Raw genomic sequence first — 23,843 nt, forward strand, 5'->3', positions numbered from 1 at the left:
TCGCTACCCCTTGAGCGCGTGCGCCGTGTGTCGCGCGTAGGTCGCCACGGCTCGCCAGTAGGCGGCCATCGGCCCCTTGCGGCGTGCCCATGCCTTTTCCGCCTCGTCGTTGGCCTGCGTGCGCAGCTCGCGCAGCACGCGGGCAAGGCGCTGCCGGTCGGCAACCGGAAGCGCCTGGAGTTCGCGGCCTGCTGGAAGCTCCAGCAGCGGATTGATGTAGCCCATGTCGTTCGTCTCTCGCTTCTTGGCCGGCGGTAGCCGGCAGCCTCGCAGAGCAGGATGCCCGTTGAGTGCCGCAGGCGCGAATAAGGGACAGCGAAGATAGATAACCGGCCCGCCGGTTAGCTAACTTCGCACATCCTGCCCGCCTTACGGCGTTGATAACACCAAGGAAAGTCTATACCGAAACCTTCGCATCTGTCTGCATTTAGCGCGAAAAGATGGCGGATATATCGAATGAAGGCGTACAATGCCCGGAAAGCGCGCTAGATGCAGCGGTGTCAAGCTGCTATCCACGCGCTTTACATAGACTTTCCACGGGTCGATACATGAAAATGACGGCTATTTACAAACCACGGAAGCGAGGCGATGGCAGAAAGCAGCTACCCCCAAGAGCTGGCCGCGCGGATCGAGAAACGGGCCGCCAAGAAGCGCCGACAGGACGCGACGGCCGTTGCATTCCTGGCCGTGCGCGTGGACGTGAAAGCCGCGATGGATGCTGGCTATGCAGTGACGACGATCTACGAGGACATGCGCGAGATCGGCCGGGTCAAGTGCAGCTACGAGACGTTCCGCAAGCACGTCCAGCGGTACATCAAGGCCGCACCAGCAGCACCCGCGCCGGTGCCTCCCCCGGCGGCCAACCAGGCCAAAGGGGAGAAGCCGGCGCAACAGGAAGGGGGGTCGAAGGCGAGGAAGCCGAAGGCACCCGAGCCGAAGAAACCCGAGTCGGCAGGGATCGCCGGCTTCAACTACAACCCGAAACCGAATAAAGAGGATTTACTGTAATGGCGAAAATTCACATGGTCTTGCAGGGCAAGGGCGGCGTCGGCAAGTCGATGATCGCGGCCACCATTGCGCAGTACAAAGCGAGCAAGGGGCAGACGCCGCTTTGCATCGACACCGATCCGGTCAACAGCACGTTTGAGGGTTACAAGGCCCTGAACGTGCAGCGCCTGAACATCATGGACGGCGACGAGATCAACACCCGGAACTTCGATGCCCTGGTGGAGCAAATCGCCTCGACCAAGGGCGACGTCATCATCGACAACGGGGCCAGCTCGTTCGTGCCGCTGTCCAGCTACTTGATCGGCAACCAGGTTCCGGCGCTGCTCCAGGACATGGGGCACGAACTGGTGGTGCATACGGTCGTCACCGGCGGGCAAGCCTTCCTGGACACCCTGAACGGCTTTAGCACGCTGGCCCGGCAATTCCCGGCCGAATGCGTGTTCGTGGTGTGGCTGAACCCGTATTGGGGGCCAATCGAGCACGAAGGCAAGGGCTTCGAGAAGATGAAGGCGTACACCGACAACAAGGCGCGGGTGTCGGCCATCATCCAGATTCCGGCGCTCAAGGAAGAAACCTACGGCCGCGACTTCTCGGAAATGCTCCAGGAGCGCCGGACGTTCGATGAGGCCCTGGCCGACTCGGCGCTCACGATCATGACGCGGCAGCGGCTCAAGATCGTGAAGTCGCAACTCTTCCAGCAGCTCGACAACGCGGCGGTGCTCTGATGGCGAGCGATGACAAGATCGAAGAGCTGATACGGGAAATCGCGGTCAAGCACGGCATCGCCGTTGGCCGCGACGATCCGATCTTGATCCTCCAGACGATCAACACCCGACTGATGCAGGACAGCCAGGCCGCGCAGCAAGAAATCCTGGATCGCTTCAAGGAAGAGCTGGAAGCCATCGCACACCGTTGGGGGGATGACGCCAAGGGGAAGGCCGAAAGGACGCTCAACGCGGCCCTGGCGGCCTCCAAAGAGGCGATGGCGAAGGGGATGCAGGACGGCGGCAAGGCCGCCGCCGAGGCGGTGCGGCGCGAGCTGGAAGCGGCCGCCGCGCAGCTCGCCGCGCCGATCCGCGAAGCGCGGCGCGTGTCGTACATGAACATCGTGGCGGCCGGCATGGCGGTTTTCGCGGCCGCCCTCGCGTTGTGGGCATCGCTGTAGATGGCGATGCGGGATCTCATCGTCAGAAATGGCGATGGTCGACCGCGCCGGCGGCATCGCCGGAACTGGCGAGGCTGGCCAGCCCCTTGCATCGTCGGGAATGACGGTGCTGCAGGATGCCGCCAGCGGCGGGCCTGCATCGCCGGAAACGGCGAGGCTCGAGGAAAAAGCCCGGCAGTGCCGGGCTTTCGTTTTAGACGGGCCGCGTGAGGCCCAAGCTCTGCGACCGGCCTGGTCGCTCCAGGGCCTGCGCCTGCTTTCGCTCCTGCTCTTCGCGGCGTTGCAGCGCCTGGTGCCGGCGTGCCGCCTCGCGCATGGCATCCCAATCGGCCGCCAGCTCGGGTTTCTCGGCGCGCATCTTGCGGGTCGCCAGCTCTTCGACCTTCGGTGAGTGCAGGCCCATGCCTTCCTTGATCTCGCGGACGGCTTCCAGGCGCACGTGCAGGGACTGCAAGCGCGCCTGCTGCTGCATCTGCTGGTTCTGCCAAGCGCGTTTCGCGCCAGGCCGGGACAGTAGGCCCGGCTGGTTGGCCTGGGTCTGCTGCAAGCGCGCCTGCTGACGGTCGATCAGGTTTTCAAGCCGATCCTCGATGCGCTCCACCTGGTCGTGCTTGGCCTGAACGTACAGGGCAAGGGCTTCCTGGTAGGTCTGGTCGAGCGGGGCGGCCTCCAGGGCCGCTTGCTGCTCGGCCTCTGTGGCTTCGGCAGCGGCCAGCAGGCCGTCGCCGGCGGCGTCGGTTCTGCTGGTCGTGCTTGTTGCGAAGCCGGCGGATGCCGGCTGGATGCGGCGGGCGTCTGCCCGGCCGGCGGTGGGTGTGAGTCGTCTCAAGGCGTGGCCCTCCTTTTAGCCGCTAAAAGCTATCGGGACCGGCCTCGCGTGAGTTTCGGGGCCTCGGCGGCAACGGTTGCTTTGCCTTGCGCGCTGTAGCTGATGCTCTTTGCGCTCCCGATTTCAGGTACTTTATCGAAATCTGACCGGGCGTGCATGACAAAGTTCTTGCCTACCTGCTGGTACACCTGGTTGTTGTCGGCGTGAACGATCACGCCGTCATGGGTCTGCTTCTTGTCGGCCTGCTGGGCCATGTACAGGTTGTAGATGCCGGGCTTCAATGCGCCAGCCTTGTCAACCTTCTGGTTGGCCCATGCCCCTTCTTGCTCGGTCTGAACGATGCGTTGGCCGTTCATGACCAAGAGGCGCTGTTTCATCGGGCGCTCCTTATCGTCGGTGTGGTCATTTCAAAATGTGGAATAGATGGGCCTCCTTGCCAGTCCAGCAAGAAAAAAGCCGACCTCGGCATGCGCGAGGCCGGCTTTCCTCTCGTGGCCGGATGTGTAGTTCCAGGTTACACCCTCGATTTTATTGAAAACCGACCGAAATATCAGGTCTTTTTCGCGCCGCCCGTCTTGCCCTTCTCCTGGGCCATGACGGTTTCCAGGGCTTCGAGCCGGCCGCGCAGGGTCGCGGCGTCCTCGCGGGCCTGGCTGGCCTCCTTGCGCGCGGCATCGCGCTCGGCCTGGGTGGCCGTCAAGCGTTCGGCCTGGCGGTGCGCTTCGGCCGCTGCTGCCTTGCGCTGCTCCTGGTGCGCCTCGCGCTCGGCTTCGGCCTTGGCCTGCACCTTTGCCAGCTCGCCCCGCACCTGGTCAAGCTGCCCGGCCGCCGCCTCGGTGGCCTTCTGCTGCTCGGCCAGCGCCGCCCGCGCCTGGTCGGTGGCCTGGTTGGCTCGCTCCAGGTCGGCGCGCAGCTCGCCGGCCCGGCGCTCGATCTCCGTTGCCCGGCTGTTCGCGGCCGCCAGGTCGGCCCGCAGGGCCTCCGCCTGGTCGGCGCTGGCCGCCGCCTTCTCCTGGGCCTTGTCGCGCTCGCTGCGCACCTGGCGCGCTTCCTGGTGGGCGTGATCCAGCTCCGTGCGCAGCTCGCCGGCGCGGGCCTCGGCCGTGGCCGCCTTCTCGCCGGCCGCTGCCAGCTTCTCGCGTAGCGCCTCGGCCTCGCCCTTGGCGGTGGCTTCTGCGGCCTCCAGCGCCGCGATACGGCCCTTGGCCTCGTCCAGCTCGACGGTGAGCTGGTCGGCCAGCTCTGCGGCCTCCTGGCGCGCTGCCTCGGTTTCCTGGCGGACAGCTTCCAGCGCCTCGCGCTCGGCGGCCAGCCGGTTGTTCGCCATGTCTAGGGCCACGGCCCACAAGTCGCCGCCCAGCTCGGCCAGCTTCTCGGTGATCGAAGCCGGGGCCGGCTCGCGGATCGGGGCCGCCTGGCTGGCCTTGCGCGCCCGCCATTCGTTCATCGCCTCGGAAATGGTCGTGAAGCTTCCGCCGCCGAGCTGCTTGCGCACGTTCGCCAGGGTGGGGTTCTGGCCGGCGGCGTCCAGGTCGTCGGCGACCGCAAATATCTGCTCTTTCGTGATTGCCATGATTGGGCCTCCTTTTGGCCGGTGTTGTATGTTGTAGCGTGTAGCATACTACAACATACAACAGGGCGCAAGGGTTTAGCTGAACTTTTTTAGCGGCTAAAACGCGGCCAGCCCGGCGCGGCGCGCGCAGGCAAAAAAAAAGCCCCGCTCGATGGCGGGGCGCAGGGGTGCGGGGGGGTCGGCGGGGTCTGGTGCAGGGGCGTCTAGCCCTCCAGCAGCGCGACAAGCTGCACGGTGCCAAGGTCGGCCTCGAACTCCTGGCCGTCATCCTCGTACTTGAGCCAGGCCCAGCCCTCGGCCGGCGGCCGGCGGTTGAGGATCAGGCGGGCCGGGCGGTCATCGTGCTTGACCTGGATGATCGCCTTCTTGAGCTTGTCCGGGTCGGGTTCCTTCGGCTCCTTCTTCTTGGCGTCATCATCCGGGCCTTGCCCGTCGCCGTCGCCCTCGGCCTCGCCGTCCGTCTTGCCGGTGAAGGCATCGACGGTGTTGGGGTCGCGCTCGCCGTCCTGGCTGCGCTTGTCCTCCAGGTACTCGCGCAGCATCTTGACCGATCCGCGCGTCAGCTCCTGGCTGTCGTCCTCCAGCCATACGCGCACTTCCTCGGGGTTCTTCTTGTACGCCGTGGCAAGCTCGTTGATAACGGTCACGTCCTTGCTGCGACCAGCGTTGAACGCCTTGGCAATCGGCTCCGGCAAGTCCAGCAGCGTGACGTGCTGCGTGACGAATGCCGGCGACTTGCCGATCTCCTTGGCGATCTCCGACTTCTTCTTGCCCTTCGCCAGCTCGCGGCCGATGAAGTCCGCGATCTCGCGGGCCGTCAGCTCGTTGCGTTGCAGGTTCTCGATTACCTGGTCGGCCTCGTTGTAGTCGTTGTCGATGAAGGCCGGGATGGTGCTCTTTTCGGCCCACTTCGAGCCACGGTAGCGCCGTGCGCCGTGGTTGATGAGGTAGCGGCCCGGTGCGTCCGGGTTCTCGCGCACGCTGATGGGCGACTTCACGCCGCGCGCCTTGATCGTCTCGCCGATCTCGGCGATGGACTCCGGCGAGAAGCCGGGATTATCGGCCGTGCGTGGCTGGTGTGGATCTTCGTCGATCAGGTCAAGCGGCAACTCCTGGGGGCCGCCGCCAGGGGCCGCATTCGCGGCCTGTGGCTCGTCCAGCAGGCTCGACAGGTCGCCGAGGCCATCCAGGCCCAGCCCGCCGCCCTTGGGCTTCTCTGCGGCCGCTTGCGGGGTCTTCTTCTTGGCGTTGGTCTTTACGGCGCTGGTCATTGCGCGATCTCCATCTTCGTGTACACGTAATCCGCCAGGGCGCGCACTTCCTGCGTGGCCTTGCGCGCGGCGGTTTTCTTGATCTTCCACACCGGCATCTGCTCGCCCAGCGCCTCCGCGATGCTGTCTCGCGCGCCGACACTGAACGGCAAGATCAGTTGCGGGTATGCCTGCTGCAAGGTCGCCAGGTTGCTGACATGGCGCGGCTTCCGCGCGTCCACCTTGTTGGGCACCATCCCGAGGAAGCGCAGCTTCGGGTTCTGCTTGCGCAGGTTGCCGATGACGGCAACCATCTTCTTCATGCCCTGCAAGCTGTACGCCTCCATTTCGACCGGCGAAAGCATGTAGTCGGCGGCCAGCACGGCCGCCGTCATGGCGACGCCAAGGGAAGGGGCGGTGTCGATCAGGCACACGTCGAAGAACTCGCCCAGCGCCTCGATGCTGGCCCGCAGCGCACCGGCGGCCTGGGCCAAGTCCATCTTGTCCAGATTCGCCAGGCTGGCGTCGGCCGCGATCAGCGCCAGGCCGTCATCTTCCCGGTCAGCGAACCAGGCGCGCAGCTCGTCGCCGCCGGCGGTGAACATGCGACTGGCGGGATAGCCCGAGTCGTGGCCGGCCAGCGTCCAGCTCGCATTGCCCTGGGTGTCCAGGTCGATCACTGCAACCCGAAGGCCGCGCTCCTGGAAGTCGAACGCCAGGTGGCAGGTTGCGAACGTCTTGCCTTGACCGCCTTTCTGAATTGCCGTGACCAGTGTTTTCATGAGTTGGGTTCCTGTTTCCTCTTTCCCTTGGCGTCGGCTTCCCAACGCTTGACGATGAACGCTTGATGCTCCGGCAGTACCGCCGTCACCCGCTCGAAGCCCTCGGGGAGCACTTCCCCCGCTGCTGCCCACACGCGACTGACCGCTTGCGATACCGCCCCCTTGGACAGCCCCAGCGAGGCCACAAACTCGGCCTGGGGCCTCCCCTCGACCAGCACGCCGCGCGCTATGTCGATGGTCTGTTGCCCGATCTCCAGGCCCTTGATCGCCGCCTGGAATTGGGCTTCGGTTAGCCGTTTCTTCATGGAGAACACCCATATAAACTCCACACCCGGTTGTTGAACAAAAGGCGGTGCCAGCCGCCGACCATGTGCAGAAGTTTAGCTAAACTTGCCGCCCGCGTCAAGCCTTTTAGCGGCTAAAAATGGGCGCGTGATCTCCTTCCTTGGCGTTCAACCTGGCCGCGTCAGCGGCACTCAAGAAGAACGTCATCAGCGGGCCGACCGTGCGACTCGATCCGCTGGCAAAGCACACGTCGAACTGCCCGCCGGACGTGTGCGGATCGACGCCTTCCACCAGCCGCCACGGGTCAAGGCCCCATTCTTCGGATTGCGCGCTGTACCAGTAGGCCGGCGCATCGCCGTTCAAGTCGCTGGCCGCGTAGTCGCGCACCAGGACGGCCACCCGGCCGGTGTTCGGCTCCACGAACCCCGGCGGGTAGGGCATGGTCTGCTTCTTCATGTCAAAGCCCCTTCGGCTTGTAAATCGAAACGAAGTAGGTGATCGCGGACAGTGCCGCGAAGTACGCCAGGAAAGACCAGCCGGCATACACGCCGGGCGTGTTCCAGTGGTAGAGCATCCGCACGAACTGGAAGAAGGTGATGATCGACAGCACCCACTTGAGCACCGGCCAGACCAGCACGGTCGCCACCCATACGAACTTGACCAGGCCGGCCAGCAGGCCAGCACCTGGGGCCTTCGCAGGGGCAGCAGGCGCAGCGGCAGGCTCCACCGGCGCGGGCGCGGCGGGCTGCTCGATCTCCTTGGGAAACTTGATGATGTTGGACATAGCTTGACCCTCCACGCGCTTACGTGTTGAATGCTGGGTGCTCCCACTCGGAAGCACGGTTACGGTGTGCCAGCACCAGGCCAAGCGCCCCGGATCACTCCGGGGCGTTCCTCCACCTGGGGCCGCCCTCGATCTTGCCTCGGCTCACGCAATACTCCTTCTTGGCGTCCTCGATCAGCCCGGCCGTCGCCGACCGGGCCATGTGCTCTTACCAGCCGACCCGGCGCTTGGCCTGCTCGACCGCTTCCATCGACCAATGGCCCTTGGCCTGGCCTTCCAGGGAGCACCCGGCGAAGTACGCCTTGCCGCGCAGTTCCTCGGCCTTGCGCACCAGCTCGGCCGCCTCGGCCATCATGGCCGCGATCTCGTCACGGCGGGCCGGGAAGTCGGTCGCTGCCGCGCCCCCCAGCTCGTCAATCCAGGGCATGATCTTGTTGTCGCTCATCGGACTTTCTCCGGTAGTTGACCTGGGCGATATGCCCGGCCTTCAAGTGCTATATTAGGGCAAAATGCCCTAGCCTGTCAAGCACTTTAGCTAAACTTTTTTCGTTTTACCGGAATCCGAAGGCTAAACTTTAGCCGCTAAAACCTTTCCCTTGGCGTCAATCCTCTTTCCAGATCACGCCCAGCCCGGCCAGGTCGCACAAGATCGCCCATGCCGCATAGGGAATCGGGGTGTCCTCGCCGATCCAGCGGCGGATCGTGCGGTCGCCCGCCGCGCCCAGCCCCAGCGCCTTCGCGGCCTTGCTGCCGCTGAACCCGGCCAGGCGCAGCACCTCGCGGACTTCCTCCCCGGTCGGCTGCGCCCAGCGTTCGGCCGGCTTCAAGCACTCCAGCCGGATATTGGCGTCGTTCGTCATTCGTTCGTTCTCCTGGTCAAGTGATAAGCCGCAACTGGTCGAAGCCATAGATCGACTGGATGCAGCTCGGGTCTGAATCGACCACGCGCCGGCCTGCGCGATTGGTCTTGTACGTTACCGGCCTGTCGTCGTGCGCCCACACCTGGCGGGTGTCGGGATGCACCTTCACGATGATGATGCGCTTGCCGATGTAGCGGTCGAAAACCGGGTGATGGACGCTCACGATCTCGCACCGCTGGCCGGGCTTGAACTCCACCCGGTCGGCCGGGCCTCCATCGCCATTCCTGGCGATGCTGCAGGTTGCCGCGCTCGCTCCCGGCATCGTCGTTTCCGGCGATACAGGCCCGCCCTCGACCGGCTCGGCATCGTCGGCTTTGACGATGCTGCAGGTCATCGTCGTTTCTGGCGATGCGGGATCTCGCTCCGGGCCTGCGCCGGTGATTTTTCCCTTGGCGTCCAACCCGGCGGCCCTGGCCGCCTTGATCCTGGTCGCGGCCTCGGCCGCCCAGCGCCTGGCGATGAAGGCCCGATGCGAGGGCAGCACCACATCGACCAGGACGAACCCCGGCGGCACCAGGACGGTCGCCGGTGCGCGCCGCGCCGGCGGCTCCAAGCCGGCCAGCCAAGCGGGCAGGGGAGCATCGGCCAGGCGGTCGCGGTAGCTGGCCTCGACCATCACCGGGCGCTTCTTCTCGGCTCGCTGCGCAGCCAGGATGCCGCGCGCAACCTCGTCCACCGTCATGCAGCCCTGCGCCGTGTCGAAGTGCGAGCGGTAGCCCGTTTCGGAGATAAACGGCCTGTCCAGGTCGATGACGTGGAACTGGAAGTGGGCACCCAGCGGCCCGCCGTAGCCGGCCTCGTACTCCACCAGGGCGCGCATGTCGCCATCCGCGACCAGGAACTGGCCGCGCTGGCCCCACAAGGGCACGTCGCCAGGCACCGGCCGCGCAATGGCGCTCGATGACCTGGCCGGGCGCGTCGTGGTCGGCCATGCTGCCCACGTGCGTTCCGCCGTTCATCTTCCAGATGACGGCCTCGTATCGGTCGCTGGCCGCCTCGGCGGCCGCACCGTCACCGCGCATGATCGCCGCGTCGATCTCCACCACGGCCGCCACGGCGGCGGCCAGCAGCTCGTCGCGGTCGGTGGGCAGCTCGGCCAGCAGCTCGGCCGCCGGCGCGTTCCAGTCCTGGCCCGGCTGGGCCGGCGTCTTGCGTTTCTTCGCCATCGGCCGGCCCCTCAAGTGTCAGCACGCCGCCACGCGATCACGTCGCGGGCTTCGTAGCCGTGGCGCTTGCAGTCGTCGCAGAATCCCGAGCTGAACCCCTTGTGGTTCGTGCCGATCCATGCGGCCGGCTTGCCGCATTCGTGGCCGTAGGTGCCCGGCTCGGCGTTGTGGCACTTGCCGTCCGTCGCGTAGCTGTTCGTCGGTGCCTGGGGAGCGTTGTTCCTGGTCATGGTCGCCTCCTGGAAGCCCCGGCCGAAGCCGGGGCCGCCCCTCATCAGTCAATAGCCCGGTAGATCGCGGCCGCCTCGGCGTGGCTGGCTGCGAAGCCGCGCAGGAAGTGATAGCGGTCGATCAGGGCATCGCCGGCGTCCGTGTCGGCGGCCTCGGCCGCGAGCTGACCCAGCGCGAACAGGGTTGCGACAATGCCGGCGGCGTCGGCCGACAACTCGCCTCGGAAGCCGTTGCCGTCCACCTCGATCTCCAGGCGGTCGGCCAGGTCGGGGGCCATGTAAAAACCGCCGTCCGACAAGGTGTAGTAGTGCCAATACGCGCCGCTGTAGCGTTCGCAGAGCCGGCGAAGCCAGGCATACACCAGGGCCTCGCCGCGCATCATCAGACGCGGGCCGAAGTAGGCGGGCAGGAAGTCGAGGCGCTGGGCCTCGGCGACCAGGGAAGCGGTAACGGGTTGCTCTTGGGTGTTCATCGGACTTTCTCCGGTAGTTGACCTGGGCGAAATGCCCGGCCTTCAAGTGCTATATTAGGGCAAAATGTCCTAATCGTCAAGCACTTTAGCTAAACGTTTTAGCCGCTAAACCTTGCCCTTTCCCTTGGCGTGCATTACAATGTAATTCACGAACCCAACCGGAGAACCAATCATGGCTGCAAACCAGCTCGTACAAACGCGCATCGACGGCGCGATCAAGGAAGAAGCGGCGGCCGTCCTGGCCGCGATGGGCCTTACCGTGTCCGACGCGGTGCGGCTGCTGCTCACGAAGGTGGCCCAGGACAAGGCGCTGCCCTTCGAGCCGCTGATTCCGAACGCCACCACCATCGAGGCGATGAAGGAAGCCCGCAAGGGCAAGCTGCCGCGCTTCGCCACCGTCAACGATCTGATGGCCGATCTGCATGCGGCAGATTGAGCGCACCGGCCAGTTCAAGCGCGACTACAAGCGCGAGGCGAAAGGGCAGCACCGGGCCACGCTCGACGCCGACCTGGTGCCCGTCCTGGTCGCGCTCGCCGACGACCAGCCGCTGGAACCTCGGCACCGCGACCACGCGCTGACCGGGGACTGGAAGGATCACCGGGATTGCCACGTCAAGCCCGACCTGGTGCTGATCTACCAGAAGCCCGACGCCGACACGCTGCGCCTGGTGCGCCTCGGCTCTCACTCCGAACTCGGCTTGTGATCGGCGCGGGCCTGGCCCCGCGTCTCACGTTTCATTGACACTTGAGGGGCGCTTTCCGCGCCACCGGCCGAGCTGGCCGACCCCCTTCCTTGGCGTAAAACCTGCGGCGGTGGAGCTGCTGCGATGCTTGAGGATCGCGCGGCCGGTCGAACCGCGGCGACCTGGTTGGGGAGTGTGAGGGGGCTTTGCCCCCTCGCAAGCTCTCGAACTTACTGCCTTCCGCCAGGCGCTTGCGCCTGGCTCTCCTAAGCCGTAGCGCCGAAGGCGCTCCATTGTGGGGTGAGGCCGCAAGGCGGCCGAGGGGCGTAGCCCCTGGGGGGATGGGAGGCCGCTTGCGGCCGGGTGGGATCGAGAAGGGGGGTTTCCCCCCTTCGGCGGCCGGTCATGCTGCGCGGTAGCTTGGGCCGTGTTGCCGTTTTTTTCGCCAGCCTCTGGTTAAAACTACCTGGTTATATAAAAAGGTTATAAAGACGGTTAAAAACCTGGTTAGCATGACCGAAAAACGCGCGTAAACCGTTGTCACGCCAAGGAAAAGCGCGAAGAGGCCGCCCCTCAAGTGTCAATGGATAAGCCCCCCATGTGTCAATACGCTGCCCCTCAAGTGTCAAGAACCGCGCCCCTCAAGTGTCAGTAGGGCCGCCCCTCAAGTGTCAATACCGGGGCAGGGTTCCTAACAGGGTTATCCACAACTTCGGTGGATAACTCCATGCCGATCAGGCACTTAGGCCGCCTCGGCGGCCGCCTGGACGGCTCGACCAGGCCGAAATCGGCCGCTGCCCCCCAAGTGTCAACATCGCGCCGGCCCCGCTGCCCCTCAAGTGTCAACGTCAGGGCTGCGCCGGCCGGCCTCGGCCGACTTGTCCCGAAACTGTCCACAACGGCCGCGCCGGTGGGGCAGGGCAGGGAAGGCCCCGGAAACGGGCCAGGAAGGCCCGTCAGGGCCGCAAAGCCCAGCGGCGAGGGCCACCGGCCCGGTGAGCGTCGGGAAGGCGCTGGAAGCCCGCCAGGGGCGAGACGGGCGGCTCTGCCGCCTGGCTCGATGCGCAGCACGACATAGCCGGTTCTCGCGGCCGCCGGCCGGGAGAATCCCCCGCAGCTCGGCCCCTCAAGTGTCAAAGGGTGGATCTCATCGTCAGAAGCGGCGATGCGAGATCCAGCGCCGGCGTCGGCCGTCATCGTCGGAACTGGCGATGGGGCCCTCGGTTCATCGTCAAAGGTGGCGATGGTCGACCGTGGCCTGGACGTGGCCAGCCTCGCCGGAAATGACGATGCTGCAGCTCGACGTGCGCGCGACCAGGTGGCCGGAACTCCCTCGTCAGAAGCGGCGATGCTCGAGAAAAAAAGCCGCCTCGATCTCGGGCGGCTCTCCAGGGGCAGGGCGGCGGTCATCGCTTGCAATGCACCAGGTCGTCATTGATCCAGGCGCTGTCCACCAGGCCGTTTTCGCGCAGCTCGTCGCATGCCTCGCTGACCTGCTCGCGCCACTTCTTCACGCGGGTGGAATCCGAACCGCACATGAGCCGGAACGTCTCCAGCTTGAGCGGGTACGGCTCCTTGTGCGTGGCAAAGTAGTCGAACATCCGCCGCGCGGTGGGCGACAGCTTGCGGTACTTCTCCCACACGAATTTCGTGTAGTGGTCGCCGGCGAACAGCACCACCATTTCGGTGTCGATCTCGACCTGGCAGCGCGACGTGCGCTTGCCGCGATCCAGGATGCGGAAGCGCCGGATCAGCGACACGGATTCCAGGCGGCCCAGCCGCTGGGAAGAGAACTGCATCGCGGACGCTTGCAGCCGCGAAAGGCAGTCCTCGGCCTGCTTGTAGTAGCGGCCATTGATCGACCAGCCCAAGTCCTGGCAAATCTCGTAGAACGTGAACGTGACCGGCTCGCCCAGCGGCGTGCGCTTCGCGTATTCGAGCACCTGGGCAAACACCAGCTCGTCGCTGTCGGCGCGTAGCTCGATGCCGGTAAAGGTGATCTCCACGTCCTTGCTGATGTGGTAGATCGCCTCGCGCTGCAAGGCGGCGCGGGGCACCTTCTTGTTCCTGGTCGTGAAGATCGCCGACCGGCCGAAGTCGTTGGGCATGGCCCGCATGTGGTCGGGCCACGGCGCGAGGTCGAACAAGGAAAGCTGCATGTCCTTGATCTGCTGCTTCGTGTGCTTGAGCAAGGCGGCCTGCTTGGCCTGGCTGACCTGCTCGGCCAGCTCGCCGGTGGCACTGGCCGGCTTCTCGGTCGTTTTCTTGGTCGCCATCTGTTGCGTTCTCCGTTCGGCGGTCACGCCGCTGACTTTCTCGGCCAAGGTGTTGACCACGGTTCGCGGCTCGGGCGGAAGGCCCATAGTCCGCGCCAGCTCGGCCGACTCGGCCGCCATCCGCTCGGAGCGCGCCACGGCCGCGCTGGGCGGCGGTGGCGGTGGCTCCGGCGCTGCCGGCCCGTCCGGCAGCTCGAAGAGGGAACCGGCGGGGCGGAAAGCCCCGCCGGCGGTGCCGGCCTGCGCGTTGCGCTCGGCCGCGTAGCGGCGGGCAAGCGCCGTCGCGTCGGCCTCACTCAACCCGCCGTCGATGAGCTTGCGGCGGTAGCCCTGCTCGTCGAAACTGTCCGGCATATCTTCGTCCTCCTAGCATAACGCCCGGCCTGTGGCCGGGCGCGTTTCTCATTTGCCGCCTGGTTCCTTGGTATCCAGGTACTCGATCACGTCGGCGATGAAGTCAAAGCCGTACTCGGTCTGGCCGTCCTTCTCGAACTTCGTCGGCTCGATGCGGCCCTGGACGAACACCTTGGAGCCTTTGCCAAGGTACTTGCCCGCGTTCTCTGCCAGGCCGGCAAACGACTTGATGCGGAAGAAGTCGGTTTGCTCTTTCTTCTCGCCGGCGCGGTCGCGCCACACGCGGTTCACGGCCAGGTCGAATACGGCGCGGGCGCTGTTTTCGCTATGGCGAACATCAGTATCACGGGTAAGATTGCCGATAAACTGGAATTGGTTATGGCTCATGCGTAGCTCTCCAGGCTGTGATGAAGCCTAGAGTTTAGCTAAACCTAATTCCGAGGTCAAGAACTTTAGCGGCTAAAATTTCGAGCCGCCCATGCGCAAGGCGACGCCTTTGTATAACTACATCTTCTTCACGAACGTGCTGCGGCTGCTTGATGAGCGCCACATGACGAAAAAGGAGCTATCGGACAGGTCGGGGGTTTCGATCTCCTTCCTGTCCGATCTCACTACGGGCAAGGCCAATCCGTCCCTCAAGGTCATGCAGGACATTGCCAAGGCCCTTGATGCGCCGTTGCCCCTTCTGCTTGAATCAACCGACTTGGACAAGGACACGCTCGATGCCCTGGCCGGCGGCAAGGCTCCGCAGAGCCTTCCTGCCGGTTTCGAGCGAGTGGCGGCGGTGCTACCGTCGCATCAGGCATTCATCGTCAAGAAGTGGGGCGAGGCCGCCCGCAAGAAGCTCCGGGGGTAGGACGCCAAGAAAGAAAGCAGGGAAGGGACGCGGCAAGGAACTGAGCCAGCAGAAGCCAGCACTTTTTAGCCGCTAAAGCCCGCCGGGGTGGCTCAACCCCCGGAACACCCACAACGCAAGCCATAGGTTCGGTGCGAGGCGCACGGAGCATGCGCCGCGTTGTTTCTATTGCGATCAGCTCGGGACACGATTGAAAACACTCAATCCGTCATTCCGTTTGCTTGCTCGTCAAAAGACTTCGGTATATCGTATGAACCTGTGTAGAATGCGTGCGGTCAGGGCAGCACGCAAATCACATACATGGGATACACGGAATGACCGAACAGAAGCTGGAACACAACACGATCAAGGAACGGGCGAAGAAGAAGCTCGAACGCGACATGGGGCCGGAGCTGTTGGCAGCTCTGAACGATCCCAAGACCGTTGAAATCATGCTCAACGCGGACGGCAAAGTCTGGCAGGAGAAGCTGGGCGAGCCGATGAAGTGCATCGGCACCCTTCGCTTCGCGCAGGCCCAAGCCATGATCGAAACCATTGCCGGCTACCACGGCAAGGAAGTCACGCGGCAGCGGCCGATCCTGGAAGGCGAGTTCCCGCTAGACGGTAGCCGCTTTGCCGGCCAGCTCCCCCCGGTCGTGCCCGCACCGACCTTTGCGATCCGCAAGAAGGCGGTCGCCATCTTCACCCTGGCGCAGTACGTCGAGCGCGGAATCATGACCGCGCAGCAGCGCGATTCCTTGATTGCCGCCGTGCGTGCCCACCGGAACATCCTGGTGATCGGCGGCACCGGCTCGGGCAAGACCACGCTGGTGAACGCGATCATCAACGAGATGGTGCTTCAAGACCCGACCGAACGGGTTTTCATCATCGAGGACACCGGCGAAATCCAGTGCGCCGCCGAGAACTACGTCCAGTACCACACCAGCATCGACGTGACCATGACGGCGCTGCTCAAGACCACGCTGCGCATGCGGCCCGACCGCATCCTGGTCGGCGAAGTGCGCGGCCCCGAAGCACTTGATCTGTTGATGGCCTGGAACACCGGGCACGAAGGAGGAGCCGCAACCCTGCACGCAAACAACGCCAAAGCGGGCCTTGATCGGCTCGCCATGCTCATCAGCATGCACCCCGATTCACCCAAACCCATTGAACCGCTGATAGGCGAGGCGGTTCACGTGGTCGTTCATATCGCCCGCACCCCTGACGGCTCGCGGCGCATCCAGGAAATCCTTGAGGTTTCCGGCTACGCCAACGGCCAGTACGCAACCAAAACCCTGTAACCCTGTAACCCTGTAAGGAGCTTAGACCCATGCAATCGACCCTTCCCGCGTTCCGCTTCGACAGCCGCGCCGTGTTCTACCTGGGCATGTTCGCCCTCTTGGCGTTCTTCCTGCTGGCCCCCCAGCACGCTTTCGCCTCCGAAGGCACCGGCGGTTCCCTGCCGTATGAAGGCTGGTTGACCAACCTGCGCAACAGCGTCACCGGCCCGGTGGCCTTCGCGCTGTCGATCATCGGCATCGTTGTCGCCGGCGGCATCTTGATCTTCGGCGGCGAACTCAACGGCTTCTTCCGCACGTTGATCTTCATCGTCCTGGTCATGGCCCTGCTGGTCGGCGCGCAGAACATGATGAGCACCTTCTTCGGCCGTGGCGCGGAAATCGCCGCCCTGACCGATGGCGTGCTGCACCAGGCCAAGGTCGCGGCGCTGGACATGGCCGGCTTCCCTGGTGAAGCCATCGCACGCTGGGCCGAACGCGGCCACATCGCGGGGTAAGTCATGGCACTGCGCGCGATCCCCATCCGTAGGGCCGGCAACCGAGAAAACCTGTTCATGGGTGGCGACCGCGAGCTGGTGATGTTCTCGGGCCTGCTGGCCGGGGCGCTGATTTTCAGCGCCCAAGAAGTGAGGGCAACGGTGTTCGGCATCGCCTTGTGGTTCGGCGCGTTATTCGTGCTGCGCCTCATGGCGAAGTCCGACCCGAAGCTGCGACACGTGTACCTGCGGCACCGCCGGTACAAGCCGTACTACCCGGCTCGCAGCACGCCCTTCCGTGAAAACACGCCGAGTCAAGGGAAGCAATACAAATGATCGAAGCAATCGCAATTGGCATTGCTGTACTCGGTGCGGTTCTGTTGCTCATCCTCTTTGCCCGTATCCGTCAGGTCGATGCCGAGCTGAAGCTCAAGAAGCATCGGTCGAAGGACGCGGGCCTGGCCGACTTGCTCAACTATGCCGCCGTGGTCGATGACGGCGTGATCGTGGGCAAGAACGGCTCCTTTATGGCCGCCTGGCTGTACCAAGGGGATGACAACGCCAGCAGCACCGAAGAGCAGCGGGAAATGGTGTCCTTCCGCATCAACCAGGCCCTGGCGGGCCTGGGCAGCGGCTGGATGGTTCATGTCGATGCCGTGCGCCGGCCGGCACCCAACTACTCCGAGCGCGGCGTCTCCACCTTCACCGATCCGGTGTCGGCCGCCATTGATGAAGAGCGCCGGCGGCTCTTCGAGGGCCTGGGCACGATGTACGAAGGGCACTTCGTATTCGCCGTGACCTGGTTTCCGCCAGTGCTGGCCCAGCGCAAGTTCGTTGAGCTGATGTTTGACGATGACGCGGTGACGCCCGACCACACGGCCCGCACCGTGGGCCTCATCGAGCAGTTCAAGCGCGAAATCCGCAGCCTGGAATCGCGCATGTCCTCGGCCGTCAAGCTCACGCGCTTGAAGGGCCACAAGATCGCCACGGAAGAGGGCAGGGAAGTCACGCATGACGACTTCCTGAGCTGGTTGCAGTTCTGCGTGACCGGCAACTATCACCCGGTGCAGCTCCCCAGCAACCCGATGTACTTGGACGCCGTGATCGGCGGGCAAGAGCTGTGGGGCGGCGTCGTTCCGAAGATCGGCCGCAAGTTCATCCAGGTGGTGTCCCTCGAAGGCTTCCCCTTGGAGTCAACGCCTGGCCTGCTGTCGGCCCTGGCCGAGCTGCCGAGTGAATACCGCTGGTCGAGCCGCTTCATCTTCATGGATCAGCACGAGTCCTTGAAGCACCTGGACAAGTTCCGCAAGAAGTGGAAGCAGAAGATTCGCGGCTTCTTCGACCAGGTTTTCAACACCAACACCGGCAGCGTCAACCAGGACGCGGCAACGATGGTGGCCGATGCCGAGGCGGCCATCGCCGAGGTCAATAGCGGCCTGGTGGCCGCCGGCTACTTCACGTCCGTGGTCGTGTTGATGGATGAGGATCGGGAGCGCCTGGCGGCCGCCGCGCTGTCGGTCGAGAAGGCCATCAACCGGCTGGCCTTCGCGGCGCGCATCGAGACGATCAACACGATGGACGCCTACCTGGGCAGCTTGCCCGGCCACGGCGTCGAGAACGTGCGCCGGCCGCTCATCAACACGATGAACCTGGCCGACCTGCTGCCGACAAGCTCCATCTGGACGGGCAGCGCCACCGCGCCGTGCCCGATGTACCCGCCGCTGGCCCCGGCGCTCATGCACTGCGTCACGGTCGGCGCTACGCCCTTCCGGCTGAACCTGCACGTGCGCGACCTGGGCCACACCTTCATGTTCGGCCCGACCGGCGCGGGCAAATCGACGCACCTGGGCATCATCGCCGCGCAGCTCCGGCGCTATGCCGGCATGTCGATCTACGCCTTCGACAAGGGCATGTCGATGTACCCGCTCGCGGCCGCAATCAATGCCGGCTCGAAGGGCAAGACTGGCCTGCACTTCACGGTGGCCGCCGACGATGACCGCCTGGCCTTCTGCCCGCTCCAGTTCCTCGAAACGAAGGCGGATCGGGCTTGGGCGATGGAGTGGATCGACACGATCCTTGCGCTCAACGGCGTGGACACCACGCCAGGGCAGCGCAACGAGATCGGCCACGCGATCATGAGCATGCACGCCAGCGGCGCGCGCACGCTCTCCGAGTTCTCGGTGACGATCCAGGACGAAGCGATCCGCGAGGCCATCAAGCAATACACGGTGGACGGCTCGATGGGCCACCTGCTCGATGCCGAAGAGGATGGCCTGTCGCTCTCCGACTTCACGGTGTTCGAGATCGAAGAGCTGATGAACCTCGGCGAGAAGTTCGCGCTGCCGGTGCTGCTGTACCTGTTCCGCCGCATCGAGCGCGGCCTTAAAGGCCAGCCGGCCGTCATCATCCTGGACGAAGCCTGGTTGATGCTGGGCCACCCGGCGTTCCGCGCCAAGATTCGGGAATGGCTCAAGGTCTTGCGCAAGGCGAACTGCCTGGTGCTCATGGCTACGCAAAGCCTTTCCGACGCGGCCAACTCGGGCATCTTGGATGTGATCGTGGAATCGACCGCGACCAAGATTTTCCTGCCGAACGTCTATGCCCGCGACGAGGACACGGCGGCGCTCTATCGCCGCATGGGCCTCAACAAGCGGCAAATCGAAATCCTCGCCACGGCGGTTCCGAAGCGGCAGTACTACTACGTCTCCGAGAACGGCCGCCGCCTCTATGACCTCGCCCTGGGGCCGCTGGCCCTGGCCTTCGTCGGCGCGTCCGACAAGGAATCGGTCGCCGCCATCAAGAGCCTGCAAGCGAAGTTCGGCCATGAGTGGGTCGATCACTGGCTGGCCGGCCGCAATCTGAATCTCAATGACTACCTGGAGGCCGCATGAGCTTTGCCGACACCCTCAAGGGCTTGATCTTCAAGAAGCCCGCCACGGCCGCAGGACGCGACAAGCGCGACCCTCGGCAGACCGATGAACCGCTGGAAGGCGGCCGACGCCAGGGCGAGGCCGAGAACCCCTATCTGGCCGCTCGTCGCACCTGGAACGATCACGTGGGCGGCGTCGTGTCGTCTCGCCAGACCTGGCAAGTGATCGGCATCTTGTCGCTGTTGATCGCGCTCGCCGGCGTCGGCGGCGTGATCCACATCGGCAGCCAGTCGAAGTTCATCCCCTACGTGGTGGAAGTGGACAAGCTCGGCCAGACAGTGGCCGCCGGCCCGGTGCAAGCGGCCTCGAAGGCCGATGCCCGCGTCATCCATGCGACGGTCGCCGAGTTCATCACCGACGCCCGCACGGTCACGCCGGACGTGGCCTTGCAGCGCCGCTCTGTGTTCCGCGTGTACGCCAAGTTGTCGCCCAACGATCCGGCAACGCCAAAGATGAATGAGTGGTTGAACGGCACCCCGGATGCCAGCCCGTTCCGTCGCGCTGAAAAGGAAATGGTGAACGTCGAGATCAAGACGGCCATCCCGCAGACGCCGGACACCTGGCAAGTCGAGTGGGAAGAAACCGCCCGCGACCGTCAAGGCACACCGAAGGGCAAGCCCGCGATCTGGCGTGCGCTGGTCACTGTGTACGTCGCGGAAGTCACGCCGCAAACCACGGATGAGCAACTTCGGAACAACCCCCTAAGCGTGTACGTGCGGGACTACTCCTGGTCGCGCGTTCAATGAACCCAAGGACATTCACCATGAAGAAAATCTTTTCCGTTGTCGCCTTGGGCGCTGCGCTGCTGTCGCCCACCCTGGCCCTGGCCGCCGATGACCTGGCCGACAAGTATTTCACCGGCAAGAACCCGACGCTGACGCCTCAAGAGCGCGCGGCCATCGACATTGCGAAGCGATGGAACGCGGGCGCTGCCACCGGCATGAAGCCCGTCGCCGGCTCCAATGGCGCGATCAAGTTCCTGTTCGGCGCGCAGCAGCCCAGCATCGTGTGCGCGGTGCTCCAGGTGTGCGACGTGGCCTTGCAGCCAGGCGAGCAAGTCAACTCGATCAACCTGGGCGACACGGCCCGGTGGACGGTCGAGCCGGCCATCACCGGCAGCGGCCCCAACGAAGTGCAGCACCTCATCATCAAGCCGATGGATGTTGGCCTGGAAACCAGCCTCATCGTGACGACGAACCGCCGCGCCTATCACCTGCGCCTGCGCTCGCATCGCACCGAGTACATGCCGCAAGTCTCGTTCACCTACCCCGAGGACGCGCTTGCGAAGTGGGACGCGATCCAGCGCCGCGAAACGCAAGAACGCACCGACCGCACCATCCCGCAGACCGGCGAGTACCTGGGCGATCTCAAGTTCGACTATGACCTGTCCGGCTCGGCGAGCTGGAAGCCGGTGCGTGTGTTCAACGATGGCCGCAAGACCATCATCGAAATGCCCGGAACGATGGAGCAAACCGAAGCGCCGACGCTCCTGGTCGTGCGCCGCGAGGGCGGCATCTTCCGCGACGAGGAAACCGTGATGGTGAACTATCGCGTGCAGGGCAATCGCTACATCGTGGACACGGTGTTTGACCGCGCGATCCTGATTGCCGGTGTTGGTGGAAGCCAAGACCGCGTGACTATCTCCCGGAGGAAGTGACCATGCGCAAGATCATCTTTGCTGCGCTGTTCGTCCTCGCCCTGGGCGGCTGCGCGACCACCGGCCAATACGGCAACTTCGTCCCGCCGACCGCAACGGTCGATCAGCAGCAGCTCGCCCGCGAAGCGGTGCAGCAGCTCGCTGTGCTGTACCCGCCGGCCAAGACGCGCCTGGAGCTGCAACAGGCCACGCCTGATGCCTTCGGCCAGGCCCTGGTGCTGACGTTGCGCGAGCGCGGCTATGCCCTACTGGAGTTCAACCCGGCCAGCGCGAAGGCGCAGGCCACGGCGGCCAGTGAGCCGGCATCGCCGGCGGCCCTGCCGCTGCGGTACGTGCTCGACCAGGCCGGCGACTCGAACCTGTACCGCCTGACTCTGTTGGTCGGCCATCAATCCATCACCCGCCCGTACCTGGTGCAAGACGGCAGCTTTGCGCCGGCTGGGTATTGGGTGCGCAAGGAGTGACCTATGAGTGACCAAGCCGATCAAATGGCACCGGACGCCTCGCCGGGCGCGGTATCGAAGAAGTCCGGCGTGCGGCGTGTCAACAACATGCCGATGTACATCCTTGCGGCCGCGCTGGGTGCCTTCCTGCTGGTGATGATGCTGGTCGCGGCGGATCGCGCTGCGAAGCAGAACGCACCGGCGCAAGGCGCGGCCGAGAAGGCGGGTAACACGTCGATGTTCGCCAAGGAGATCGTCGGCGACAGGGATGGCGGCACGGTAGAAGCGGCCTCGCCGCTCAAGCCGCCGGAGCTGGCGACCGGGCCAGAGGCTGCGCCGGTGCTTGTCGCGCGCCCCGACCTGGACGCGCCGCCGCCACCGCCCAGCGGCAACCTGGGCCAGCCGGTGCATGACGATGAAGCCGACCGCATCCGCATGGCGAAGCTGCAAATGTTCCAGGAAGCGGTCAAGGCCAAGACGGGCGTTCGTGTCGATGCGCCGCGCAGCAGCGGGTCATCGGGCGCGCAGCCGGGCACGCCGCAGACGCGCGACGAAATGCTGTCCCGCCTGGCGGCTGTGCGGCAGCAAATCGGTGCGCAAGCATCGGGCGATCCGACCGCCGCCTATCAGGCCCGGCTCGCGCAGCTTCGCGCCTCGGGCGTCGGCGGCCAGCAGGCCGGCGGCGGCGTGGGTGGTGGTGCGCCGCAGCTCTTGCAAACCGCCGGTGGCGGCCAGGGCAAGAACTACGCGCAGTTCGCGGGAAGCGGCCAGGGCGACCGTTGGCGGCTGGACTCCCAGCCCGAAGCGCCGCGCTCGCCCTTCGAGCTGCGCGCCGGCTTCGTGGTGCCGGCCACGCTCATTTCGGGCATCAACTCCGACTTGCCGGGCCAGATCATGGCCCAGGTCGCGCAGAACGTGTACGACACGCCGACCGGCAAGCATCTGCTGATTCCGCAAGGCTCGCGCCTGGTCGGGTCGTATTCGAGCGATGTTGCCTACGGTCAGTCGCGCGTGCTTGTGGCTTGGCAGCGCATCGTGTTCCCCGATGGCAAGGCGATGGACATTGGCACGATGCCGGGCGCGGATAGCGCCGGGTACGCGGGCTTCAATGACCAGGTGAATAACCACTACCTGCGCGTGTTCGGCTCGGCCTTCCTCATGTCGGGCGTCATCGCCGCCGTGAGCATGAGCCAGGACAACAGCGGTTCCACCGGCAATCAGCAGCGCGCCAGCGATGCTTTGAGCGAAGCACTTGGGCAAGTGCTGGGCAACACCATCGCCCAACTCGTTTCCAAGAATCTGAACATTGCCCCGACCTTGGAAATCCGCCCCGGCTATCGGTTCAACGTCATCGTGACCAAGGACATGACGTTCTCGAAGCCGTACCAATCGTTTGACTACTAACGCCAGGAGAAAGCAAATGAAGCAGAAGTTTTTAGCCGCTAAAGTCGCTCTCGCCGTCACTCTGATGGCCGGGTCGATCACCACCATGTCGCCCGCGCAGGCCGGCATTCCCGTCATCGACGGCGGGAACCTGGTGCAGAACGTCATGACGGCCATCGAGTCGGTGGCGCAGACGCTCAAGCAAATTGAGCAGTACCAAACCCAGCTCCAGCAGTACGAAAACATGATCCAGAACACGGTCGCGCCGGCGGCCTATATCTGGGATCAGGCGCAGTCCACGATCAACGGGCTGATGAATGCGGTCGATACGCTGAACTACTACAAGACCCAGCTCGGCAGCATCGACTCGTACCTGGGCAAGTTCCAGGACGTGGCCTACTACCGCAGCTCGCCGTGCTTCAACGGCACCGGCGGCTGCACGCCCGCCGAACAGGCCGCAATGGCCGAGAACCGCCGCCTGGCGAGCGAGAGCCAGAAGAAGGCCAACGATGCCTTGTTCAAGGGCCTGGATCGCCAGCAGGACGCCTTGAAGTCCGACGCGCGCCAGCTCGAACGGCTCCAGTCGGCCGCGCAGGGCGCGAACGGGCAAATGCAGGCCATCGGCTTCGCCAACCAGCTCGCGGCCCAGCAGGCAAACCAGCTTCTGCAAATCCGGGGCCTCATGGTCGCGCAGCAGAACGCCATCGCCACGCGGATGCAGGTCGAAGCCGACCGTGAAGCGCAGCAGCAAGCCGCCGGCGAGGCGCTGCGCAAGGGCGAGTACAGGGCCAGTCCGGCCCGTAATTGGTAAGGGGGATACATGCGCCTATCCAAACCCTCGATCCTGGCAGCGGCCGCCCTTGTGGCGGCCCTGCTGGCCGGCTGCGAGAAAAAGCCCGAGCCGGTGACGCTGCCCGAAGTGAATGCCGAGAACTGCAAACCCGAGAACATCGCCAAGCTCGATAAGAGCGTGCAAGAGGCGTTTTCATCGCAGTGCCTGCGGGCCGGCTCGTTCAAACCTAGCGAACCTAAGTCCTGGTGAG

At 64.8% G+C, this 23,843-nt stretch carries 32 protein-coding genes; 16 read left to right on the forward strand and 16 right to left on the reverse strand.

Annotated features, from left to right (window positions below):
• Positions 1 to 3: 3 nt before the first annotated feature.
• The gene (locus tag C1I89_RS31590; RefSeq protein ID WP_011798730.1) at positions 4 to 225 is read right to left on the reverse strand and encodes a hypothetical protein; all 222 of its coding nucleotides are present in this window, start codon (positions 223 to 225) and stop codon (positions 4 to 6) included.
• A gap of 363 nt (positions 226 to 588) precedes the next feature.
• On the opposite strand from C1I89_RS31590, the gene C1I89_RS31595 reads away from it, so the two are divergent.
• Genes C1I89_RS31595 through C1I89_RS31605 form a run of 3 tightly spaced genes read left to right on the forward strand, consistent with a single transcriptional unit; the run spans position 589 to position 2,173 of the window.
• Positions 589 to 1,008 (forward strand): TraK family protein, encoded by a 420-nt coding sequence (locus tag C1I89_RS31595; RefSeq protein ID WP_012478175.1) that lies wholly within the window; start codon positions 589 to 591, stop codon positions 1,006 to 1,008.
• On the forward strand, positions 1,008 to 1,733 hold the full coding sequence (locus C1I89_RS31600) for a nucleotide-binding protein (protein WP_012478176.1): 726 nt from the start codon (positions 1,008 to 1,010) through the stop codon (positions 1,731 to 1,733). Before C1I89_RS31595 ends, C1I89_RS31600 begins: the two co-directional genes overlap by 1 nt.
• The gene (locus C1I89_RS31605; protein ID WP_012478177.1) at positions 1,733 to 2,173 is read left to right on the forward strand and encodes a conjugal transfer protein TraM; all 441 of its coding nucleotides are present in this window, start codon (positions 1,733 to 1,735) and stop codon (positions 2,171 to 2,173) included. The genes C1I89_RS31600 and C1I89_RS31605 overlap by 1 nt, the downstream gene beginning before the upstream one ends.
• Before the next feature lie 193 nt (positions 2,174 to 2,366).
• On the opposite strand, the gene C1I89_RS31610 is transcribed toward C1I89_RS31605, so the two are convergent.
• The 13 genes from C1I89_RS31610 to C1I89_RS31670 form a co-directional block, all read right to left on the reverse strand.
• On the reverse strand, positions 2,367 to 3,002 hold the full coding sequence (locus C1I89_RS31610) for an IncP plasmid survival protein KfrC family protein (protein ID WP_012478178.1): 636 nt from the start codon (positions 3,000 to 3,002) through the stop codon (positions 2,367 to 2,369).
• 29 nt (positions 3,003 to 3,031) lie between these two features.
• Positions 3,032 to 3,379, reverse strand: coding sequence for an IncP plasmid survival protein KfrB (kfrB, locus tag C1I89_RS31615; protein ID WP_011255193.1), 348 nt, complete (start codon positions 3,377 to 3,379; stop codon positions 3,032 to 3,034).
• A gap of 173 nt (positions 3,380 to 3,552) precedes the next feature.
• Positions 3,553 to 4,575 carry a DNA-binding protein gene (locus C1I89_RS31620; RefSeq protein ID WP_015060630.1) on the reverse strand — a complete coding sequence of 341 codons (1,023 nt, stop codon included), beginning with the start codon at positions 4,573 to 4,575 and terminating at the stop codon, positions 3,553 to 3,555.
• 203 nt (positions 4,576 to 4,778) lie between these two features.
• Positions 4,779 to 5,846, reverse strand: coding sequence for a transcriptional repressor gene korB (locus C1I89_RS31625; RefSeq protein ID WP_015060631.1), 1,068 nt, complete (start codon positions 5,844 to 5,846; stop codon positions 4,779 to 4,781).
• The gene (locus C1I89_RS31630) at positions 5,843 to 6,607 is read right to left on the reverse strand and encodes a ParA family protein (protein ID WP_015060632.1); all 765 of its coding nucleotides are present in this window, start codon (positions 6,605 to 6,607) and stop codon (positions 5,843 to 5,845) included. The genes C1I89_RS31625 and C1I89_RS31630 overlap by 4 nt, the downstream gene beginning before the upstream one ends.
• Positions 6,604 to 6,912 carry a transcriptional regulator KorA gene (locus C1I89_RS31635; RefSeq protein WP_011304105.1) on the reverse strand — a complete coding sequence of 103 codons (309 nt, stop codon included), beginning with the start codon at positions 6,910 to 6,912 and terminating at the stop codon, positions 6,604 to 6,606. The genes C1I89_RS31630 and C1I89_RS31635 overlap by 4 nt, the downstream gene beginning before the upstream one ends.
• A gap of 106 nt (positions 6,913 to 7,018) precedes the next feature.
• Positions 7,019 to 7,348, reverse strand: a complete 330-nt coding sequence (locus tag C1I89_RS31640) for a DUF2761 domain-containing protein (protein WP_015060634.1) — start codon at positions 7,346 to 7,348, stop codon at positions 7,019 to 7,021.
• Position 7,349: 1 nt separating this feature from the next.
• Positions 7,350 to 7,676, reverse strand: a complete 327-nt coding sequence (kleE, locus tag C1I89_RS31645; RefSeq protein ID WP_015060635.1) for a KleE stable inheritance protein — start codon at positions 7,674 to 7,676, stop codon at positions 7,350 to 7,352.
• A 208-nt stretch (positions 7,677 to 7,884) separates the two neighbouring features.
• On the reverse strand, positions 7,885 to 8,121 hold the full coding sequence (kleA, locus tag C1I89_RS31650) for a stable inheritance protein KleA (RefSeq protein WP_015060636.1): 237 nt from the start codon (positions 8,119 to 8,121) through the stop codon (positions 7,885 to 7,887).
• A gap of 157 nt (positions 8,122 to 8,278) precedes the next feature.
• Entirely contained in the window at positions 8,279 to 8,536 is a 258-nt protein-coding gene (gene korC, locus C1I89_RS31655) for a transcriptional repressor KorC (protein WP_015060637.1), read from the reverse strand.
• A 16-nt stretch (positions 8,537 to 8,552) separates the two neighbouring features.
• Positions 8,553 to 9,416 carry a klcB gene (locus C1I89_RS31660; protein WP_258231568.1) on the reverse strand — a complete coding sequence of 288 codons (864 nt, stop codon included), beginning with the start codon at positions 9,414 to 9,416 and terminating at the stop codon, positions 8,553 to 8,555.
• A 357-nt stretch (positions 9,417 to 9,773) separates the two neighbouring features.
• A complete protein-coding gene (locus tag C1I89_RS31665; protein WP_012478187.1) occupies positions 9,774 to 9,992 on the reverse strand; it encodes a hypothetical protein in 219 nt (72 codons plus the stop codon).
• Positions 9,993 to 10,036: 44 nt separating this feature from the next.
• The gene (locus tag C1I89_RS31670; RefSeq protein WP_011114069.1) at positions 10,037 to 10,465 is read right to left on the reverse strand and encodes an antirestriction protein; all 429 of its coding nucleotides are present in this window, start codon (positions 10,463 to 10,465) and stop codon (positions 10,037 to 10,039) included.
• Positions 10,466 to 10,637: 172 nt separating this feature from the next.
• On the opposite strand from C1I89_RS31670, the gene C1I89_RS31675 reads away from it, so the two are divergent.
• A complete protein-coding gene (locus tag C1I89_RS31675) occupies positions 10,638 to 10,901 on the forward strand; it encodes a type II toxin-antitoxin system RelB/DinJ family antitoxin (protein ID WP_011114070.1) in 264 nt (87 codons plus the stop codon).
• Positions 10,888 to 11,169 (forward strand): type II toxin-antitoxin system YafQ family toxin, encoded by a 282-nt coding sequence (locus C1I89_RS31680; protein WP_011114071.1) that lies wholly within the window; start codon positions 10,888 to 10,890, stop codon positions 11,167 to 11,169. The genes C1I89_RS31675 and C1I89_RS31680 overlap by 14 nt, the downstream gene beginning before the upstream one ends.
• A gap of 1,385 nt (positions 11,170 to 12,554) precedes the next feature.
• On the opposite strand, the gene trfA is transcribed toward C1I89_RS31680, so the two are convergent.
• Together trfA and C1I89_RS31705 are read right to left on the reverse strand one after the other, a co-directional pair.
• Positions 12,555 to 13,778, reverse strand: a complete 1,224-nt coding sequence (gene trfA, locus C1I89_RS31700; protein WP_011013257.1) for a plasmid replication initiator TrfA — start codon at positions 13,776 to 13,778, stop codon at positions 12,555 to 12,557.
• Positions 13,779 to 13,826: 48 nt separating this feature from the next.
• Positions 13,827 to 14,165: a single-stranded DNA-binding protein gene (locus C1I89_RS31705; protein WP_011013259.1), complete on the reverse strand. Its 339-nt coding sequence runs from the start codon at positions 14,163 to 14,165 to the stop codon at positions 13,827 to 13,829.
• Positions 14,166 to 14,274: 109 nt separating this feature from the next.
• Here C1I89_RS31705 and C1I89_RS31710 point away from each other — a divergent pair, with 109 nt between their 5' ends.
• From C1I89_RS31710 to trbK, 11 genes are all read left to right on the forward strand, one after another.
• Entirely contained in the window at positions 14,275 to 14,634 is a 360-nt protein-coding gene (locus C1I89_RS31710) for a transcriptional regulator (RefSeq protein ID WP_011013260.1), read from the forward strand.
• Positions 14,635 to 14,948: 314 nt separating this feature from the next.
• On the forward strand, positions 14,949 to 15,914 hold the full coding sequence (gene trbB / locus C1I89_RS31715; RefSeq protein ID WP_011013261.1) for a P-type conjugative transfer ATPase TrbB: 966 nt from the start codon (positions 14,949 to 14,951) through the stop codon (positions 15,912 to 15,914).
• A 29-nt stretch (positions 15,915 to 15,943) separates the two neighbouring features.
• Positions 15,944 to 16,408 (forward strand): conjugal transfer system pilin TrbC, encoded by a 465-nt coding sequence (gene trbC, locus C1I89_RS31720; protein ID WP_011013262.1) that lies wholly within the window; start codon positions 15,944 to 15,946, stop codon positions 16,406 to 16,408.
• 3 nt (positions 16,409 to 16,411) lie between these two features.
• The gene (locus C1I89_RS31725) at positions 16,412 to 16,723 is read left to right on the forward strand and encodes a conjugal transfer protein TrbD (RefSeq protein ID WP_011013263.1); all 312 of its coding nucleotides are present in this window, start codon (positions 16,412 to 16,414) and stop codon (positions 16,721 to 16,723) included.
• The gene (locus C1I89_RS31730; RefSeq protein ID WP_011013264.1) at positions 16,720 to 19,278 is read left to right on the forward strand and encodes a VirB4 family type IV secretion/conjugal transfer ATPase; all 2,559 of its coding nucleotides are present in this window, start codon (positions 16,720 to 16,722) and stop codon (positions 19,276 to 19,278) included. Before C1I89_RS31725 ends, C1I89_RS31730 begins: the two co-directional genes overlap by 4 nt.
• Positions 19,275 to 20,063, forward strand: a complete 789-nt coding sequence (locus tag C1I89_RS31735; RefSeq protein WP_011013265.1) for a conjugal transfer protein TrbF — start codon at positions 19,275 to 19,277, stop codon at positions 20,061 to 20,063. Before C1I89_RS31730 ends, C1I89_RS31735 begins: the two co-directional genes overlap by 4 nt.
• A gap of 17 nt (positions 20,064 to 20,080) precedes the next feature.
• On the forward strand, positions 20,081 to 20,974 hold the full coding sequence (gene trbG, locus C1I89_RS31740; RefSeq protein ID WP_014386236.1) for a P-type conjugative transfer protein TrbG: 894 nt from the start codon (positions 20,081 to 20,083) through the stop codon (positions 20,972 to 20,974).
• Between the two features lie 2 nt (positions 20,975 to 20,976).
• Entirely contained in the window at positions 20,977 to 21,438 is a 462-nt protein-coding gene (locus C1I89_RS31745; RefSeq protein WP_011013267.1) for a lipoprotein, read from the forward strand.
• Between the two features lie 3 nt (positions 21,439 to 21,441).
• A complete protein-coding gene (locus C1I89_RS31750; protein ID WP_012478192.1) occupies positions 21,442 to 22,821 on the forward strand; it encodes a TrbI/VirB10 family protein in 1,380 nt (459 codons plus the stop codon).
• Positions 22,822 to 22,837: 16 nt separating this feature from the next.
• On the forward strand, positions 22,838 to 23,611 hold the full coding sequence (trbJ, locus tag C1I89_RS31755) for a P-type conjugative transfer protein TrbJ (protein WP_011255135.1): 774 nt from the start codon (positions 22,838 to 22,840) through the stop codon (positions 23,609 to 23,611).
• 9 nt (positions 23,612 to 23,620) lie between these two features.
• The gene (trbK, locus tag C1I89_RS31760) at positions 23,621 to 23,842 is read left to right on the forward strand and encodes an entry exclusion lipoprotein TrbK (protein ID WP_011255136.1); all 222 of its coding nucleotides are present in this window, start codon (positions 23,621 to 23,623) and stop codon (positions 23,840 to 23,842) included.
• The last annotated feature ends 1 nt before the right edge of the window (position 23,843 follow it).

This window comes from Achromobacter pulmonis (assembly GCF_002885955.2).
In the GTDB taxonomy this organism is placed as follows: domain Bacteria; phylum Pseudomonadota; class Gammaproteobacteria; order Burkholderiales; family Burkholderiaceae_B; genus Achromobacter; species Achromobacter pulmonis_A.

Excerpts from the sequence above, each read along its gene's own strand:
- trfA (WP_011013257.1), bottom strand. The coding sequence starts at position 13,778 with ATGCCGGACAGTTTCGACGAGCAGGGCTACCGCCGCAAGCTCATCGAC.
- trbK (WP_011255136.1), top strand. The coding sequence starts at position 23,621 with ATGCGCCTATCCAAACCCTCGATCCTGGCAGCGGCCGCCCTTGTGGCG.
- C1I89_RS31750 (WP_012478192.1), top strand. The coding sequence starts at position 21,442 with ATGAGTGACCAAGCCGATCAAATGGCACCGGACGCCTCGCCGGGCGCG.
- C1I89_RS31675 (WP_011114070.1), top strand. The coding sequence starts at position 10,638 with ATGGCTGCAAACCAGCTCGTACAAACGCGCATCGACGGCGCGATCAAG.
- C1I89_RS31640 (WP_015060634.1), bottom strand. The coding sequence starts at position 7,348 with ATGAAGAAGCAGACCATGCCCTACCCGCCGGGGTTCGTGGAGCCGAAC.
- kleE (WP_015060635.1), bottom strand. The coding sequence starts at position 7,676 with ATGTCCAACATCATCAAGTTTCCCAAGGAGATCGAGCAGCCCGCCGCG.
- trbC (WP_011013262.1), top strand. The coding sequence starts at position 15,944 with ATGCAATCGACCCTTCCCGCGTTCCGCTTCGACAGCCGCGCCGTGTTC.
- C1I89_RS31590 (WP_011798730.1), bottom strand. The coding sequence starts at position 225 with ATGGGCTACATCAATCCGCTGCTGGAGCTTCCAGCAGGCCGCGAACTC.
- C1I89_RS31730 (WP_011013264.1), top strand. The coding sequence starts at position 16,720 with ATGATCGAAGCAATCGCAATTGGCATTGCTGTACTCGGTGCGGTTCTG.
- kfrB (WP_011255193.1), bottom strand. The coding sequence starts at position 3,379 with ATGAAACAGCGCCTCTTGGTCATGAACGGCCAACGCATCGTTCAGACC.
- C1I89_RS31745 (WP_011013267.1), top strand. The coding sequence starts at position 20,977 with ATGCGCAAGATCATCTTTGCTGCGCTGTTCGTCCTCGCCCTGGGCGGC.
- C1I89_RS31725 (WP_011013263.1), top strand. The coding sequence starts at position 16,412 with ATGGCACTGCGCGCGATCCCCATCCGTAGGGCCGGCAACCGAGAAAAC.
- C1I89_RS31665 (WP_012478187.1), bottom strand. The coding sequence starts at position 9,992 with ATGACCAGGAACAACGCTCCCCAGGCACCGACGAACAGCTACGCGACG.
- trbJ (WP_011255135.1), top strand. The coding sequence starts at position 22,838 with ATGAAGCAGAAGTTTTTAGCCGCTAAAGTCGCTCTCGCCGTCACTCTG.
- trbG (WP_014386236.1), top strand. The coding sequence starts at position 20,081 with ATGAAGAAAATCTTTTCCGTTGTCGCCTTGGGCGCTGCGCTGCTGTCG.
- C1I89_RS31620 (WP_015060630.1), bottom strand. The coding sequence starts at position 4,575 with ATGGCAATCACGAAAGAGCAGATATTTGCGGTCGCCGACGACCTGGAC.
- C1I89_RS31660 (WP_258231568.1), bottom strand. The coding sequence starts at position 9,416 with ATGCGCGCCCTGGTGGAGTACGAGGCCGGCTACGGCGGGCCGCTGGGT.
- C1I89_RS31630 (WP_015060632.1), bottom strand. The coding sequence starts at position 6,607 with ATGAAAACACTGGTCACGGCAATTCAGAAAGGCGGTCAAGGCAAGACG.
- kleA (WP_015060636.1), bottom strand. The coding sequence starts at position 8,121 with ATGAGCGACAACAAGATCATGCCCTGGATTGACGAGCTGGGGGGCGCG.
- C1I89_RS31670 (WP_011114069.1), bottom strand. The coding sequence starts at position 10,465 with ATGAACACCCAAGAGCAACCCGTTACCGCTTCCCTGGTCGCCGAGGCC.
- trbB (WP_011013261.1), top strand. The coding sequence starts at position 14,949 with ATGACCGAACAGAAGCTGGAACACAACACGATCAAGGAACGGGCGAAG.
- C1I89_RS31625 (WP_015060631.1), bottom strand. The coding sequence starts at position 5,846 with ATGACCAGCGCCGTAAAGACCAACGCCAAGAAGAAGACCCCGCAAGCG.
- C1I89_RS31735 (WP_011013265.1), top strand. The coding sequence starts at position 19,275 with ATGAGCTTTGCCGACACCCTCAAGGGCTTGATCTTCAAGAAGCCCGCC.
- C1I89_RS31705 (WP_011013259.1), bottom strand. The coding sequence starts at position 14,165 with ATGAGCCATAACCAATTCCAGTTTATCGGCAATCTTACCCGTGATACT.
- C1I89_RS31595 (WP_012478175.1), top strand. The coding sequence starts at position 589 with ATGGCAGAAAGCAGCTACCCCCAAGAGCTGGCCGCGCGGATCGAGAAA.
- C1I89_RS31605 (WP_012478177.1), top strand. The coding sequence starts at position 1,733 with ATGGCGAGCGATGACAAGATCGAAGAGCTGATACGGGAAATCGCGGTC.
- C1I89_RS31635 (WP_011304105.1), bottom strand. The coding sequence starts at position 6,912 with ATGAAGAAACGGCTAACCGAAGCCCAATTCCAGGCGGCGATCAAGGGC.
- korC (WP_015060637.1), bottom strand. The coding sequence starts at position 8,536 with ATGACGAACGACGCCAATATCCGGCTGGAGTGCTTGAAGCCGGCCGAA.
- C1I89_RS31600 (WP_012478176.1), top strand. The coding sequence starts at position 1,008 with ATGGCGAAAATTCACATGGTCTTGCAGGGCAAGGGCGGCGTCGGCAAG.
- C1I89_RS31680 (WP_011114071.1), top strand. The coding sequence starts at position 10,888 with ATGCGGCAGATTGAGCGCACCGGCCAGTTCAAGCGCGACTACAAGCGC.